13 protein-coding genes are annotated in these 14,455 nt (G+C 65.1%); 1 reads left to right on the forward strand and 12 read right to left on the reverse strand.

All coding sequences use genetic code 11. The features are described from left to right. Positions 1–19: 19 nt before the first annotated feature. From GGR25_RS22520 to GGR25_RS22545, 6 genes are all read right to left on the reverse strand, one after another. Positions 20–1,063 carry a sugar ABC transporter substrate-binding protein gene (locus tag GGR25_RS22520; protein ID WP_183401130.1) on the reverse strand — a complete coding sequence of 348 codons (1,044 nt, stop codon included), beginning with the start codon at positions 1,061–1,063 and terminating at the stop codon, positions 20–22. 72 nt (positions 1,064–1,135) lie between these two features. Next, the gene (locus tag GGR25_RS22525; protein WP_183401131.1) at positions 1,136–1,918 is read right to left on the reverse strand and encodes an ATP-binding cassette domain-containing protein; all 783 of its coding nucleotides are present in this window, start codon (positions 1,916–1,918) and stop codon (positions 1,136–1,138) included. Next, positions 1,915–3,150, reverse strand: a complete 1,236-nt coding sequence (locus GGR25_RS22530) for an ROK family transcriptional regulator (RefSeq protein ID WP_183401132.1) — start codon at positions 3,148–3,150, stop codon at positions 1,915–1,917. Before GGR25_RS22530 ends, GGR25_RS22525 begins: the two co-directional genes overlap by 4 nt. Positions 3,151–3,465: 315 nt before the next feature. Next, positions 3,466–4,467, reverse strand: a complete 1,002-nt coding sequence (locus GGR25_RS22535; protein WP_380147212.1) for an ABC transporter substrate-binding protein — start codon at positions 4,465–4,467, stop codon at positions 3,466–3,468. 45 nt (positions 4,468–4,512) lie between these two features. Then, entirely contained in the window at positions 4,513–5,637 is a 1,125-nt protein-coding gene (locus GGR25_RS22540) for an ABC transporter permease (RefSeq protein WP_183401133.1), read from the reverse strand. Next, positions 5,634–6,566, reverse strand: coding sequence for an ABC transporter permease (locus tag GGR25_RS22545; protein WP_183401134.1), 933 nt, complete (start codon positions 6,564–6,566; stop codon positions 5,634–5,636). Before GGR25_RS22545 ends, GGR25_RS22540 begins: the two co-directional genes overlap by 4 nt. Positions 6,567–6,637: 71 nt before the next feature. Here GGR25_RS22545 and GGR25_RS22550 point away from each other — a divergent pair, with 71 nt between their 5' ends. Continuing rightward, positions 6,638–7,051: a cupin domain-containing protein gene (locus tag GGR25_RS22550; protein WP_183401135.1), complete on the forward strand. Its 414-nt coding sequence runs from the start codon at positions 6,638–6,640 to the stop codon at positions 7,049–7,051. A gap of 157 nt (positions 7,052–7,208) precedes the next feature. Here the strand turns inward: GGR25_RS22550 and GGR25_RS22555 are convergent, their stop codons facing one another. The 6 genes from GGR25_RS22555 to aptA all read right to left on the reverse strand — a co-directional run bounded on the left by GGR25_RS22555 (position 7,209) and on the right by aptA (position 14,442). Next, positions 7,209–8,021, reverse strand: a complete 813-nt coding sequence (locus tag GGR25_RS22555; protein WP_183401136.1) for an ABC transporter ATP-binding protein — start codon at positions 8,019–8,021, stop codon at positions 7,209–7,211. A gap of 8 nt (positions 8,022–8,029) precedes the next feature. Then, on the reverse strand, positions 8,030–8,671 hold the full coding sequence (locus tag GGR25_RS22560; RefSeq protein ID WP_183401137.1) for a hypothetical protein: 642 nt from the start codon (positions 8,669–8,671) through the stop codon (positions 8,030–8,032). 17 nt (positions 8,672–8,688) lie between these two features. Next, entirely contained in the window at positions 8,689–10,146 is a 1,458-nt protein-coding gene (gene hydA, locus GGR25_RS22565) for a dihydropyrimidinase (protein ID WP_183401138.1), read from the reverse strand. A 29-nt stretch (positions 10,147–10,175) separates the two neighbouring features. Next, positions 10,176–11,426, reverse strand: coding sequence for a Zn-dependent hydrolase (locus tag GGR25_RS22570; protein ID WP_183401139.1), 1,251 nt, complete (start codon positions 11,424–11,426; stop codon positions 10,176–10,178). Between the two features lie 152 nt (positions 11,427–11,578). Beyond that, a complete protein-coding gene (locus GGR25_RS22575) occupies positions 11,579–13,072 on the reverse strand; it encodes a CoA-acylating methylmalonate-semialdehyde dehydrogenase (protein ID WP_183401140.1) in 1,494 nt (497 codons plus the stop codon). A 47-nt stretch (positions 13,073–13,119) separates the two neighbouring features. Continuing rightward, positions 13,120–14,442 (reverse strand): omega-aminotransferase AptA, encoded by a 1,323-nt coding sequence (gene aptA, locus GGR25_RS22580; protein ID WP_210300066.1) that lies wholly within the window; start codon positions 14,440–14,442, stop codon positions 13,120–13,122. Positions 14,443–14,455: the final 13 nt, after the last annotated feature.

Raw genomic sequence — 14,455 nt, forward strand, 5'->3', positions numbered from 1 at the left:
GCGCCTTCCACGAAGGCGACTACGGGACGGGCGTGACCTTGGACTCGGGCGTCTTCATGTTGCCCCAGAACTTCGGGTCATCGACATTGCCCTTGGTGATCGCGGCGCCCGGCAGCTTGATGTTCGGACCCCAGGTTTCGATCGTCACTTCGCCGTCGAGGCCGAGCACCTCATACTTGCCCGGCTTGATCTCCTGCTTGTTCACCACCTTGTCGGCGAACATGGCGAGCGCCGCCGCCTGCGCGAAGAGCGGCTGCTCGACTTCGACCTGCTCCCAGCCCTTGCGGATCAGGTCGAGGCCGACCGGCGCGCCGTTGGACGAGACGAGCAGCACGTCGCCCGGCTTCTTGCCGGCCGCTTCCATCGAGGCGACGGCGGCAACGGCGAGATGGGCCGCATGCACGAAGACGAGGTCGATGTCGGGATTGGCAAGGAGCTGGTCGGAGACAATCGAGCCGGCGTTCGACGCTTCCCACTGCATGGCGGGCTTGGAAATGATCGTGACGTCCGGGAACGCCTTCATCTTCTCCTCGAAGCCCTTCTGGATGTCGAGCGTATAGGGATCGCCGGGGTCGCCGAGGACCTGGAGCACCTTGCCCTTGACGGAGCCGTTCTTCTCCTTGAGCAGGCGCTCGATCTCGCCGGCGGCGACATGGCCGATCTCGACCGTGCCGGCCACCGAGGTCAGGTCGCTCGGGGTCGAGGTGATCTGGCGGTCGAATTCCATGACCGGAATGCCGGCGGCACGGGCGGCCTCGATCTGCGGCTTCAGCGCGTTGAAGTCGACGGCTGCGAGAACGATCGCCGAGGGCTTCAGGGCGATGACGTCATTCATCTGGCCCTGCTGCACGTCGGTCTTGTTGTCGGCGTTGAGCGTCACGGTCTTGTAGCCGACATCGCCCATGAACTTCTCGATGGCCGAGACGGATCCGGTCTGGAACTCGTCGAGCAGCGTCGGCACGAGATAATAGATCGTGCCCTTCTCCTGCGCGAAGGCAGGCGTCAGGAAGGTCGCGGCGGCGAGGGCCGCGGCGCCTGCCAGAGTTGCGATCAGCTTGTTCATTTCGGTCTTCCCTCTTCTTCTCTCATGGACCTGCGAACGGCGGCTATCCGTCGTCCTCTCAGCGGGGCCCGTTTATCGGGCTTCTGCGGGCGTTGCCGGCGACGGGCGCAAGGCCTCGCCGGTGATCATGCGCACGACCTTGTCGGCGGTCGTGTCGTCGGCGCGGACATCGCCGGCGACGATGCCCTGGCGGATCACCACGATCCGGTCGGCCACCTGGAAGGCCTGCGCCATGATGTGCGTGATGATGACGACGCCGATGCCCTGCGCCGCGATCTTCTTGATCATTTCGAGGCCGCGCCGCGTCTGCTCGACGCCGAGCGCGGCAAAGGGCTCGTCGAGCAGGACGAGCTTGCCCCCCCAGTGGACGAAGCGGTTCAGCTCGATCGCCTGGCGCTGGCCGCCGGAGAGATGCTCGACGTTGGTGCGCAGCGAAGGGATGCGCGTACCGGCGTCGGAGATGGCCTTGGCGGTCGCCGCCTCCATCTCCTTTTCCTGCAGCACGGGAATGCCGAAATAGCGCTTCACGATCTCGCGGCCCATGAAGAAATTCGCGACCACGTCGACATTCGTGCACAGCGAGAGGTCCTGATAGACCGTCTCGATGCCGGCGGCCTTGGCCTCGGCGGGCGAGGAGAACGAGACCTCCCTGCCCTCATAGATCATGCGCCCGGCGCTGGGCTCCTGCCCGCCCGAGATGATCTTGACCAGCGTCGACTTGCCGGCGCCGTTGTCGCCGAGCAGCGCGACCACTTCGCCGCGTCCGATGTCGAAGCTGATGCCTTTGAGCGCCTCGATGGCGCCGAAGTTCTTCCTGATGCCATCGAGGCGCAGAAGGGGCGTCGTATCGCTCATGCGGCGACCTCCGGCTTGGTGCTGGTTGGAGTCATGATCGGATCGCGGGGCGCGCGCTCCTCCTCGCCTGCGAAGAGGAGGCCGAAGCGGGGCGAGAGCAGGCCGGAGACGGCGAGGGCGGCGGCGCCACGCAGCACCGCGTCCTGCCCCTCATGGGTCAGCAGCACGCGGGGCGCGGTGCGATCGGTATATTCGGCGATCGAATGGGCGAATGGCTGTGCGGCCGCCAGCAGCCGCTCGAGCAGATGATCGGGCATCAGCCCGCCGATCAGGATCGTCTCGGGATCGAACAGGTTCTCGATGATGGTCACGGCGGCGCGGAGCAGCGGCGCGACCTCCTCGATCCAGGTATCGATCACCGGGGATCCGTCGGCGAGCGCGCGTTCGACAACAGCTTCGGGATCGGTCGCCTTGAGCCGGCGATCGAGCGCGTCGAGCGAGACATAGCGTTCGAGGCAGCCGCGATTGCCGCAGGGGCAGAGGTCGCCGCCGGGCACGAGAGGGATATGTCCGATCTCGCCGGCATTGCCGCGCGCGCCACGGACCGCGTTGCCCTCCTGCACATGCGTGCCACCGAGTCCGACGCCGAAATAGAGATAGTAGAAGTCGCGATAGGCGCGACCCTCGCCATAAAGCCGCTCGCCGAGCGCGGCGGCGGCAAGGTCGACGCCGACGAAGGCCGGCAGGCCGGTGACGGCTTCGAGCCGGGCGGCGATGTCGACGTCCTTCCAACCCTCAAGCGTCGTCGGCCCGACGAAGCTCATGGATTCGACACCCATCGGACCGGGCATGGCCATGCCGATGCCGAGCATGCGTCCCGCCGGTCGGAGCGCGCGGATCTCGCGGACGAGATCGCCGCAGAGCGCGAAGGTCGCCTCGGGATCGACGGGCGCCATCGTCCGGCCGCGGCGGGCGACGACGTCGCCGGCGAGGTTGATCAGCGCCGCCTCGACTCCGATGGGCGTGACGTGCAGGCCGATCGCGAAACCGCCATCCGCGTTGAGCGTGAGCGTGGTCGGCGGATGGCCGCGGCCCTTCGGCGTCTCGCGGGCGCCGCGCACGAAGCCCTGTTCTTCGAGTTCGCGGGTGATTGTGGAGACGGTCTGCACCGTCAGGCCGACCTGCTGCGCGATCTCGCTGCGCGATATCGGCGCCGACAGGCGGATCGTTTCCAGGACGATCCGTCGGTTGTAGGGCCTTCCGAATTCCTGGTTGGTCCCGCGCAGGTGCAAGCGTCTCTCCGTCGCCAGATCACGAACGCTAGCATTCCCGTATTTCAAGTCAAATGGATTTCAAAAATAGCCGAGACCGTGTCGCTGGCGTGCTGTGGATGGCGGCCATCGCTGGCCGAAGGCTGGCCAGCGCCAACCGCAACGCCGTGTGAGCGTCGGTGCTTTGTCGGAGTTGCTTGGGTCTCACGGCACAATGCCTGCGGCGGCGATCGGCAGTGGCGATGACGGCGTCGGCGTGACGAACGCAGTCGGGGCAAGGCCAAAATGCGAACGGGCGCCCGAGGGCGCCCGTCGACCATGATGTTGCGGAACCTCTTACTTGAGGCCGGCCGCGTCGGTCACGGCATGCGTCCAGGCGCCCGTCGGCTCCTTGGTGATAACCGGGGAATCGCCACCGGCCGAGAGCAGCGTCGTGACGGTGCGCTTGTAGTCGGCTTCGTCGAGCGCGCCGTTGGTGCCGTCGGTCAGCTTGTTGATCTCGCCGATCATGAACTTCTGGTGCGCTTCGGTCTGGGCGCCGGTCTCGTCGTTCTCGAGAACGATCTTGGCCGCCTCGTCCGGATGGGCGCGGGCATAGTCCCAACCCTTCTCGGATGCCTTCACGAACTTGGCCATCTTCTCGACGAAGGCCGGGTCCTTCAGCTTGTCTTCCATGACATAGAGGCCGTCCTCGAGCGTCGCGACGCCCTGGTCCTCATATTTGAAGACGACGAGTTCGCTCTCGGGAATGCCGGCGTCCAGCACCTGGCCGAACTCGTTATAGGTCATGGTCGAGATGCAGTCGGCCTGCTTCTGGATCAGCGGGTCGACGTTGAAGCCCTGCTTCAGCACGGTGACGCCGTCCGGACCGCCATTCGTCTTGAGGCCGAGCTTCGCCATCCAGGCGAGGAAGGGATACTCATTGCCGTAGAACCAGACGCCGAGCGTCTTGCCCTTGAAATCGGCCGGCGAGGCGATGCCGGTTTCCTTGCGGCAGGTCAGCATGAGGCCCGACTTCTTGAACGGCTGGGCGATGTTGACCAGCGGCACGCCCTTCTCGCGCGAGGCGAGGGCTGCCGGCATCCAGGTGGTGATGACGTCGGCGCCGCCGCCGGCGATGACCTGCTCGGGCGCGATGTCCGGTCCGCCCGGCTTGATCGTGACGTCGAGACCTTCCTCCTCGTAGAAACCCTTCTCCTTGGCGACGTAGTAACCGGCGAACTGGGCCTGCGTGACCCATTTCAGCTGCAGCGTCAGCGGGTCGGCCGCGAAGGCCGCGCTGCTGGTCGCCAGGCCGGCGGCCATAGCCAGCGCCCCGATCATCGTCTTTCCGATCATCGTCATCGTCTCTGACCCCTCCGTTCGGGTTCGTTGATCCGTCCCTCAGGTGCGGAAGGACGGATGCCAGAAGGTTGCGGCGCGCTCGATGAGTGCAACCACGCCGTAGAACACGGAGCCGGCGAGCGCCGCCACCGCGATTTCCGCCCACACCATGTCGATGTTCATGCGCCCGACTTCGGTGGAGATGCGGAAGCCCATGCCCACGATCGGCGTGCCGAAGAATTCAGCTACAATCGCAGCGATCAGGGCGAGAGTCGAATTGATCTTGAGGGCGTTGAAGATGAACGGCATCGCCTCGGGCAGGCGCAGCTTGAACAGCGTCTGCCAGTAGTTCGCCGCATAGGTGCGCATCAGGTCGCGGCTCATCGGCTGCGCCGCGGCAAGGCCGGTGACCGTGTTGACCAGCATGGGAAAGAAGGTCGAGACCACGACCACGGCCGCCTTGGATGGCCAGTCGAAGCCGAACCACATCACCATGATCGGCGCGATGCCGACGATCGGCAGCGCCGAGACGAGATTGCCGATCGGCAGCAGGCCGCGCTGCAGGAAGGGGATCCGGTCGACGATGATCGCGACGAGGAAGCCGGTGCCGCAGCCGATCGCATAGCCGGCGATCACCGCCTTCAGGAAGGTCTGGCGGAAATCCGCGGCGAGAGTCGGGATCGACGTCGCGATGCGCGCGCCGATCGCCGAGGGCGGCGGGATCAGCACCGACGGGACCTTCAGGACGACGACGACGATCTCCCAGAGGATCAGCAGCCAGAGGCCGAACAGGAACGGCACGAGCAGGCGCAACAACAGGCCGTCGAAGCCCTTCGGCCGCGGCACGGCCGACAGTTCCGAGACGAGCGCCCAGGCGAGCAGCCAGCTCGTCAGCACCAGCGCGAGATAGCCTGAGCCCGGATGACCGGCGACCGTCGGCAGCAGATGGAGCGCGACGAAGGCGCCGAGATGCGCCGCGATCGCCAGCAACACGCCGGCAATTCCGCTCTGCTCGGCGCGGATCGCCGCGACGATCGCCAGGGCCGTCGCGACGAGTACCGACCAGCCGAGCACGCCGGCGCGCGGCAGCGTCAGGGTGGGGTCGGCGCTGTCCAGCGGCAGCGCTACCATGGCGAAGAGCCCGATCAGCGCGATCCAGGGCTGGAGATGGCCGCGGGAGGTCATCGGGCCATCCCCATGCGTTTGACGACTGCCGTGCCGCCGAGACCCACCATCCAGACCAGGATCGCCGCGAGCAGCGAAGCGGCGAACAGCGCCGACCAGATCTGGATCGTCTGCCCGTAATAGGAGCCGGCGAGAAGACGCGCGCCGATGCCGGCCGAGGCGCCCGTCGGCATCTCGCCGACGATGGCGCCGACGAGGCTGATCGCGATCGCGACCTGCATCGAGGTGAACAGATAAGGCATCGCGGCCGGCAGACGCAGCTTCCAGAAGGTCTGCGCCCGGCTCGCCGAATAGGTCCGCATCAGGTCGAGATGCATGATCTCGGGCGAGCGGAAGCCTTTGACGAGGCCGACCGTGATCGGGAAGAAGGAGAGATAGGTCGAGATCATCGCCTTGGCGATGAAGCGCGACGCATCGGTCGAGACCCCCAGCTGCCCGTTCAGCAGATTATAGCCGACAACGACAATCATCGGCGCGATCGCGACGATCGGGATCGTCTGCGAGGCGATGATCCAGGGCATCAGGCTCTTTTCGAGGCTCGCCACATGCACGATCCCGATCGCGAGCAGGATGCCGAGCAGCGTGCCGCTGACGAAGCCGGCCAGCGTCGCCGAGAGCGTGACCCAGGCGTGATAGACGAGGCTGCGCTTCGACGTGATCTTCTGGTCGGCCGTCGTCTTCCAAACTTCGACGGCGATCTGGTGCGGCGCCGGCAGGAGCGGGCGCTCCATCGACCAGGTCGCATCGACGAGCTGCTCGGTCGTGGGAACGACCTTCTGCCGGGCGAAGACATCGAGCGCCAACGAGCGGTTCATCCAATAGGCACCGGCATACCAGATCGCGAGGATGGCCAGCGTCACGACCAGCACCGGCACCAGCTTGCCGGGCTTCCGGTCGATCCGGCGGACAGTGGGCGCGGCCGCGCTCATGATGCGGCTCCCATTGGGGCCGCCGCCCGCATGGCGTAAACTGCGGCACCCATCGATCGGGAGCGAAAGCCATGGACGTCATCGAGCGGCCGACCTGCCGCGTCATCCAGCCGGGCGCGGTCACCTATCACGGCAAGCAGGGGCACGATTATGTCGCCGGCATCAGCGCGGAATCGGTCGGCGCCAGTGGCCTCTGCATGATCATGCTGACCATACCGCCGGGCGGGCGCGCCAAGGCGCATCTGCATGAGAGCCACGAGACCGCGATCTATGTGCTCGCCGGCGAGGCCGAGACCTGGTTTGGCGAGCGGCTCGAGCAGTGCCTCGCGGTCAAGGCCGGGGAGATGTTCTACATCCCCGCCGGCATGCCGCATCTGCCGGTCAACCGGAGCGGCGCGCCTTGCACCGCCGTGATCGCCCGCACCGATCCGAACGAGCAGGAGAGTGTCCGCCTGCTGCCGGAACTGGAGCATTTCGTACCGTGAGCGGCCGTGCTGCCCTCTCCCCCCTTGTGGGGGAGAGCTGGAGAGGGGGGTACCTGTCCGCCCTCTCCGGATGCGCAAAGTGCGACCCCGACGCACCCCCCTCCCGGCCTCCCCCACAAGGGGGCAGGAGCAGGAAGGCTGCGGCCCCAGTGGACGGTCAATCCTCATAGGAGTGCCCCGCCCGGAGGCCGGCGCGCACCCGCGCGGCGATCTCGAGGAACTGCGGCGTCTCGCGCATGTCGAGCGTGCGATGGCGCGGGAAACTGCAATGGATGATATCGGTCACGCGGCCGGGGCGCGGCGACATGACGACGATCTTGGTCGAGAGAAACACGGCTTCGGGGATCGAGTGCGTCACGAAGACGACGGTCTTCTCGGTCTTCGCCCAGAGCTTCGAGAGCTTCTCGTTGAGATGGTCGCGCACGATCTCGTCGAGTGCGCCGAAGGGCTCGTCCATCAGCAGCAGTTCGGGCTCCACGGCCAGCGCACGGGCGATCGAGGCGCGCTGCTGCATGCCGCCGGAGAGCTGCCAGGGGAACTTCTTCTCGAAGCCCGCGAGATCGACGAGGGCGAGATTCTCGGCGATGCGCTTCTCGCGCTCGACCTTCGGCAGCCCCATGATCTCCAGCGGCAGCGCGACGTTGCGCGCGATCGTGCGCCAGGGATAGAGCGCCGCCGCCTGGAAGACATAGCCATAGGCGCGATTCTGCCGCGCTTCTTCCGGCGATACCCCGTTCACCGTGATCGAGCCGCCCGTCGCCCGCTCGAGATCCGCGATGACCCGGAGCAGCGTGGTCTTGCCGCAGCCCGACGGCCCGATGAAGGAGACGAATTCGCCTCGCTTCACGTCCAGATCGATGTCCAATAGGGCCTGGACGGGCCCGTCATTGGTTTCGAAGGTCAGGGAGAGGCCGCGAATGTCGATCACGGTCCTCTCGTCGGCCTTCGGGTTCTCCTCCCCCGCAGCCATTCCCGCTCCTAGACCCCGATCGACAAATTTTGAGCTATCTCTTTGATTCTTGAACGTCCCCGCAGAAGCGCGTCCCGCTCTTTAGCGACGTCCACACCGTGCAGTAGCTCGGTCAGTCGTATCAATGTCGATTCGTGGTATTCGATCTGATCGAGCAAATAAGACACGTATCCTCCTGAATATCGATATTCTTCGACTGAAAACGCCCCTGTCTGGTATTGTAATCGGCTGTATTTTCTGACCTGAAATACCAGTTTATCCTGCTTTCGTTCAGTCATAATGATCTTGCTATGTATAAGGATATTCCTAAAGGAAAATATTTCCTCAAGACCAAACGCTAGAATATTTAGATCGAACATACCCTCTGCATCGCCGCATTCCCGTAGGAAGGCCTTTGCGGTTATGCAGTCGATCAGAAAATCTATCTTACTTCTATAATCTACCGGATAATGCTTTGATATTGAACGTGTTATTACCGGATAGATCTCCGCGAAAGTGAAAATAAGAGTGTCCAGGTGGTAATCTAGAGACGAGAATCGCGAAACAAAATAGCCGATGATCGCATACTGCTCCTTGTCCTGATCGTTCAGGTCCAGAGCGTGTTGCTTCACGCGAAACGAGAGGGTGACGTCGGCTACCTTGTTGGCCATATGTTGCTCGGTAAGAGTTATACCCCGATCGGCATATGCTCGGGCGAGCGGGTGACGGCGCGCGGTGCCGTCAGTTCCTTCCACTTCGACACGGCCTTGTTGACCGCGGGGAAGGGCTTGCGCGGGATGAACTTGCCGCGGCCGGGCTGCGGCGTCGAGTTCTGGCCGTCGGACCAGACGACCTCGCCGCGCGACAGCGTGTAGCGCGGCAGGCCGCTCACCTGGACACCCTCGAACACGTTGTAGTCGATGATCGACTTCTGGCTCGCCGCCGATATGGTCTTCGAGAGCTTCGGATCCCAGACCACGAGGTCGGCATCGGCGCCGGGCACGATCGCGCCCTTGCGGGGATAGATGTTCAGCGCCTTGGCGATATTGGTCGAGGTGACCGCGACGAACTCGTTCTCGGTCAGCCGGCCCGTCTCGACGCCCTTGGTCCACAGCACGGGCATGCGATCCTCGATGCCGCCCGTCCCGTTCGGGATCTTGGTGAAATTGCCGAGGCCGAAGCGCTTCTGTTCCGTCGTGAAAGAGCAATGGTCCGTCGCGACGATCTGCAGCGAGCCGGCGGCAAGGCCTGCCCAGAGGCTATCCTGATGGCTCTTGTCGCGGAAGGGCGGGGACATGACGCGGCGGGCCGCATAGTCCCAGTCCTTGTTGAAATATTCGGTCTCGTCGAGCACCAGATGCTGGATCAGCGGCTCGCCATAGACGCGCATGCCCTTCTGGCGCGCGCGGCGGATCGCCTCGTGTGCCTGCTCGCAGGAGACGTGCACGATATAGACCGGCACGCCCGCGGCATCGGCGATCATGATCGCGCGGTTCGTCGCCTCGCCTTCGACCTCGGGCGGACGCGAATAGGCGTGACCCTCGGGGCCGGTGACGCCGGCGGCCATATATTTCTGCTGCAGCGCCGCGACGATGTCGCCGTTCTCGGCATGGACGAGCGGCAGCGCGCCGAGCGCGGCACAGCGCTGGAACGAGGCGAACATCTCGTCGTCGTTCACCATCAGCGCGCCCTTATAGGCCATGAAGTGCTTGAAGGTGTTGATGCCGCGGCCGACGATCGTCTCCATCTCGTCGAAGGTGCGCTCGTCCCAGCCCGTCACGCACATGTGGAACGAATAGTCGCCGGAGGCCGAGCGGTCGGCCCTTCCATACCAGTCGTCGAAGGCGGCGAGCATGCCCTTGTCGTTTGGGATCGCGAAGTCGACGACCATGGTCGTGCCGCCCGAGAGGCCGGCGAAAGTGCCGCTCTCCCAGGTCTCGGCCGCCGTGGTGCCCATGAACGGCATTTCGAGATGGGTGTGCGGGTCGATGCCGCCCGGCATGACGAGCGCGCCCGCCGCGTCGATGACCTTCTCGCCCTTGAGATCCGGGCCGATCGCCTTGATCGTCTCGCCCTCGATCAGGATATCCGCCTCGTAGCTGCGATCCGCCGCTACGATCGTCCCGCCTTTGATCACCGTCGACATGTCATTTCCCTCTTATTGCGGCGTCGGCTTCAGCCGACGATCTCGGCCGTTTCGAGAACGGCATGCAGCAGGACGTCGGCGCCTGCGCTCGCCCATTCCGGCGTGATGGTCTCGTCTTCATTGTGCGAAAGCCCGTCGACGCACGGGCACATGATCATGGTCGTGGGCGCCACCTTGGCGGCCCAGCAGGCATCGTGGCCTGCGCCGGAGATGATGTCCATGTGGCTGTAGCCGAGACGCTCCGCGGCAGCACGCACCCGGCCGACCAGGGTCGGATCGAAGGCGACGGGATCGAAATGGCCGACCGGCTCGATCGCGAAGCCGACGCCGAGCGCCTCGGCGATCTTCGGCGCCTCCGCCTCGATCCGGGCGCGCATGCCGTTCAGCTTGGCGAGGTCGGGGCTGCGGATGTCGATGGTGAAGACCACCTTGCCAGGCAGCACATTGCGCGAATTGGGCGTGAAGAATACCTGGCCGATGCCGCCGACGCAGCCCGGCTGGTTCTCCATGGCCACGGCCTGGACCAGCTCGAAGACGCGGCTCATGGCGAGGCCGGCATTGACGCGCATGTTCATCGGCGTCGAGCCGGTATGCGCCTCCTTGCCGGTCAGCGTGACTTCGAGCCACCAAAGCCCCTGGCAATGGGTGACGACGCCAATCTTCTTCTCATGCGCCTCGAGGATCGGACCCTGCTCGATGTGATATTCGAGATAGGCGTGCATCTTGCGCGCGCCGACCTCCTCGTCGCCGAGCCAGCCGATCCGCTTCAGCTCATCGCCATAGGTCTTCCCCTCGGGATCCTTGCGGCCATAGGCATAGTCGAGCGGAATGGCGCCGGCGAAGACGCCCGAGGCCAGCATGGCGGGCGCAAAGCGCGCACCTTCCTCGTTGGCCCAGTTGGTGACGACGATCGGATGCTTCGTCTTGATGCCGAGATCGTTCAGACTGCGCACCACTTCGAGCGCCGACAGCACGCCGAGCACGCCGTCATACTTGCCGCCGGTCGGCTGCGTGTCGAGGTGCGAGCCGACATAGACCGGCAGCGCGTCCGGATCGGTGCCCGGCCGCGTCAGGAACATGGTGCCCATCTTGTCGACGCCGAGCGTCATGCCGGCGGCTTCGCCCCAGGAGCGGAACAGCGCCCGCCCCTCCGCATCGGCGTCGGTCAGCGTCTGACGGTTGTTGCCGCCGCGCAGGCCCGGTCCGATCTTCGCCATCTCCATCAGGCTGTCCCAAAGGCGCTCGCCATTGATGCGGAGGTTATCGGTCGGGGCGGTCATGTGGGCACTGTCCTCATTGGGCTCGATAGCCTGTCATTGCCGGGCTTGATCCGGCAATCCAGACTCTACTTGAGATCGGCAAGAAGTCTGGATCCCCGGGTCAAGCCCGGGGATGACGCCTGAGAATATGGCTGCCGAACGTGACCACATCCTCACATCGTCGGGAAGTTGAACACTGCGCCCGACTTGATGCCGTCCGGCCAGCGGCTCGTCACGGTCTTGATGCGCGTATAGAAGCGCACGCCTTCCGGTCCGTAGATGGCGTGGTCGCCGAAGATCGACCGCTTCCAGCCGCCGAAGGAATGATAGGCGACGGGAACCGGGATCGGCACGTTGATGCCGACCATGCCGGCTTCGACCTTGTCGGCGAAGGAGCGGGCCGCGTCGCCGTCGCGGGTGAAGATGGCGGTGCCATTGCCGAATTCATGGGCATTGATCAGCTCGAGTGCCTCGTCATAGGACGGCGCCCTCAGGACGGAGAGGACAGGACCGAAGATCTCCTCGCGGTAGATCGTCATTTTCTTGTCCACATGATCAAAAAGCGTGCCACCGACGAAATAGCCGCCCTCATAGCCCTGCAGCTTGAAGCCGCGGCCGTCGACGACGAGCTTCGCGCCCTCGGCGACGCCCTTGTCGATATAGCCGAGCACCTTCTCCATGTGCTGCTTGGTCACCAGCGGGCCCATCTCGGCCTCGCGGTCCGTGGCCGGGCCGATCTTGAGCGCGCGCACGCGCGGCGCCAGCGTCTCGATCAGTGCATCGGCGGTCTTCTCGCCGACCGGCACCGCCACGGAGACGGCCATGCAGCGCTCGCCGGCCGAGCCGTAGCCGGCGCCCATCAGCGCGTCCGCGACCTTGTCCATGTCCGCGTCGGGCATGACGACCATATGGTTCTTGGCGCCGCCCAGCGCCTGCACGCGCTTTCCGTTCGCCGTGCCGGTCGCATAGACATAGGAGGCAATCGGCGTCGAGCCGACGAAACTCACGGCCTTGATATCGGGATTGGCGAGGATCGCGTCGACGACCTCCTTGTCGCCATGCACGACATTGAGCACGCCCGGCGGCAGGCCGGCTTCCTGCAGCAGCGAGGCGACCAGGACGGCCGCGCTCGGGTCACGCTCGGACGGCTTCAGGATGAAGGTGTTCCCGCAGGCGATCGCCACCGGATACATCCAGAGCGGCACCATGCAGGGGAAGTTGAATGGCGTGATGCCGGCCACGACGCCGAGCGGCTGGCGGTCGGAATAGGTATCGATCGCCGGGCCGACATTCTTAGAATACTCGCCCTTGAGCAGATGCGGGATTCCGCAGGCGAACTCGACGACTTCGAGGCCGCGCTGGACCTCGCCGAGCGCGTCGTCATGCGTCTTGCCGTGCTCGGCGGAGATGGCGCGCGCGATGGCGTCCGCGTTCTGCTCCAGGAGATCCTTGAACTTGAACATGATGCGCGCGCGCTTGAGCGGCGGCGTGTCGGCCCAGCGCGGCAGCGCCGCCTTGGCGATGGCGACCGCCGCGTCGAGCTCGGCGGCGGTCGAGAGCGGGAGCACGGCGGCCTGTTCGCCCGTCGCGGGGTTGAACACCGGCGCGGAGCGCGTCGAAGCGGATCGGACCGGCTTGCCGCCGATGAGGTTGTCTATGGTCTGCATGGGCGTCTCTCTCGGCAGCTTGCTGGGCGTTTCTTGTTTGGGCCGGCTTAGTCGATCGACTTGAGCACGCGCGTGAGCGTCTCGAAGATCTGGTCGATATGGCTCTTCTCGACGATGAGCGGCGGCGACATGGCAATGATATCGCCGGTGGTGCGGATCATCAGGTTGTTCTCATAGGCCTTCAGGAAGGCCGAGAAGGCCCGCTTGGTCGGCGCGCCGGGGATCGGCTCCAGCTCGATCGCACCGATCAGGCCGAGATTGCGGATGTCGATGACATGCGGCAGCCCCTTCATCGCATGCAGACCGTCCTCCCAATAGGAGGCGAGGTCGGCGGCGCGGGTGAGCAGGCCCTCTTCCTCATAGACGTCGAGCGTCGCGAGCGCCGCGGCGCAGGCGAGCGGGTGGCCCGAATAGGTGTAGCCGTGGAACAGCTCGATCGTGTTCTCCGGCGCATCCATGAAGGTGTCATAGATGTGCTTGGCGGCGAAGACGGCGCCCATCGGCACGACGCCCGAGGTGATGCCCTTGGCGACCGTGACGAGGTCCGGCATCACGTCGAAATAGTCGAAGGCGAAGGGCGTGCCGACGCGGCCGAAGCCGGTGATGACTTCGTCGAAGATCAGCAGGATGTCGTGCTTGTCGCAGATTTCGCGGATGCGCTTGAGGTATCCCTTCGGCGGGATCAGCACGCCGGTCGATCCGGCGACCGGCTCGATGATCAGTGCGGCGATGTTCGAGGCGTCGTGCAGGGCGATGACGCGCTCCAGCTCCTCGGCGAACTCGACGCCATATTCCGGCACGCCGCGCGAGAAGGCATTGCGCTCGATGTCATGGGTGTGGCGGATGTGGTCGACGCCGGTGAGCATCGTGCCGAAGGTCTTGCGGTTGCCCGAGATGCCGCCGACCGAGATGCCGCCGAAACCGACGCCGTGATAGCCGCGCTCGCGTCCGAGCAGGCGATACTTGGTGCCCTTGCCGCGGGCGCGCTGATAGGCGAGCGCGATCTTCAGCGCGGTGTCGACCGACTCGGAGCCCGAATTGGTGAAGAAGACATGGTCCAGCGGCGCCGGCAGCATGTTGGCGAGGCGCGCCGCGAGCTCGAACGCCTTGGGGTGGCCCATCTGGAAGGCGGGCGCATAGTCGAGCTCGGCGACCTGGTTCGACACGGCCTCGACGATCTTCTGGCGGCCATGGCCGGCATTGCAGCACCACAGGCCCGCGGTGGCGTCGAGGATCTGCCTTCCGTCGGCCGAGGTGTAGTGCATGTCCTTCGCGCCGACGAGCAGGCGGGGCTGCTGCTTGAACTGGCGGTTGGCCGTGAACGGCATCCAGAAAGCTTCGAGATTGTTCGAGCGAAGCGGTGCGGTCATGCTGTGAAAATTC

The sequence above is a fragment of the Kaistia hirudinis genome (assembly GCF_014196455.1).
Taxonomy (GTDB): domain Bacteria; phylum Pseudomonadota; class Alphaproteobacteria; order Rhizobiales; family Kaistiaceae; genus Kaistia; species Kaistia hirudinis.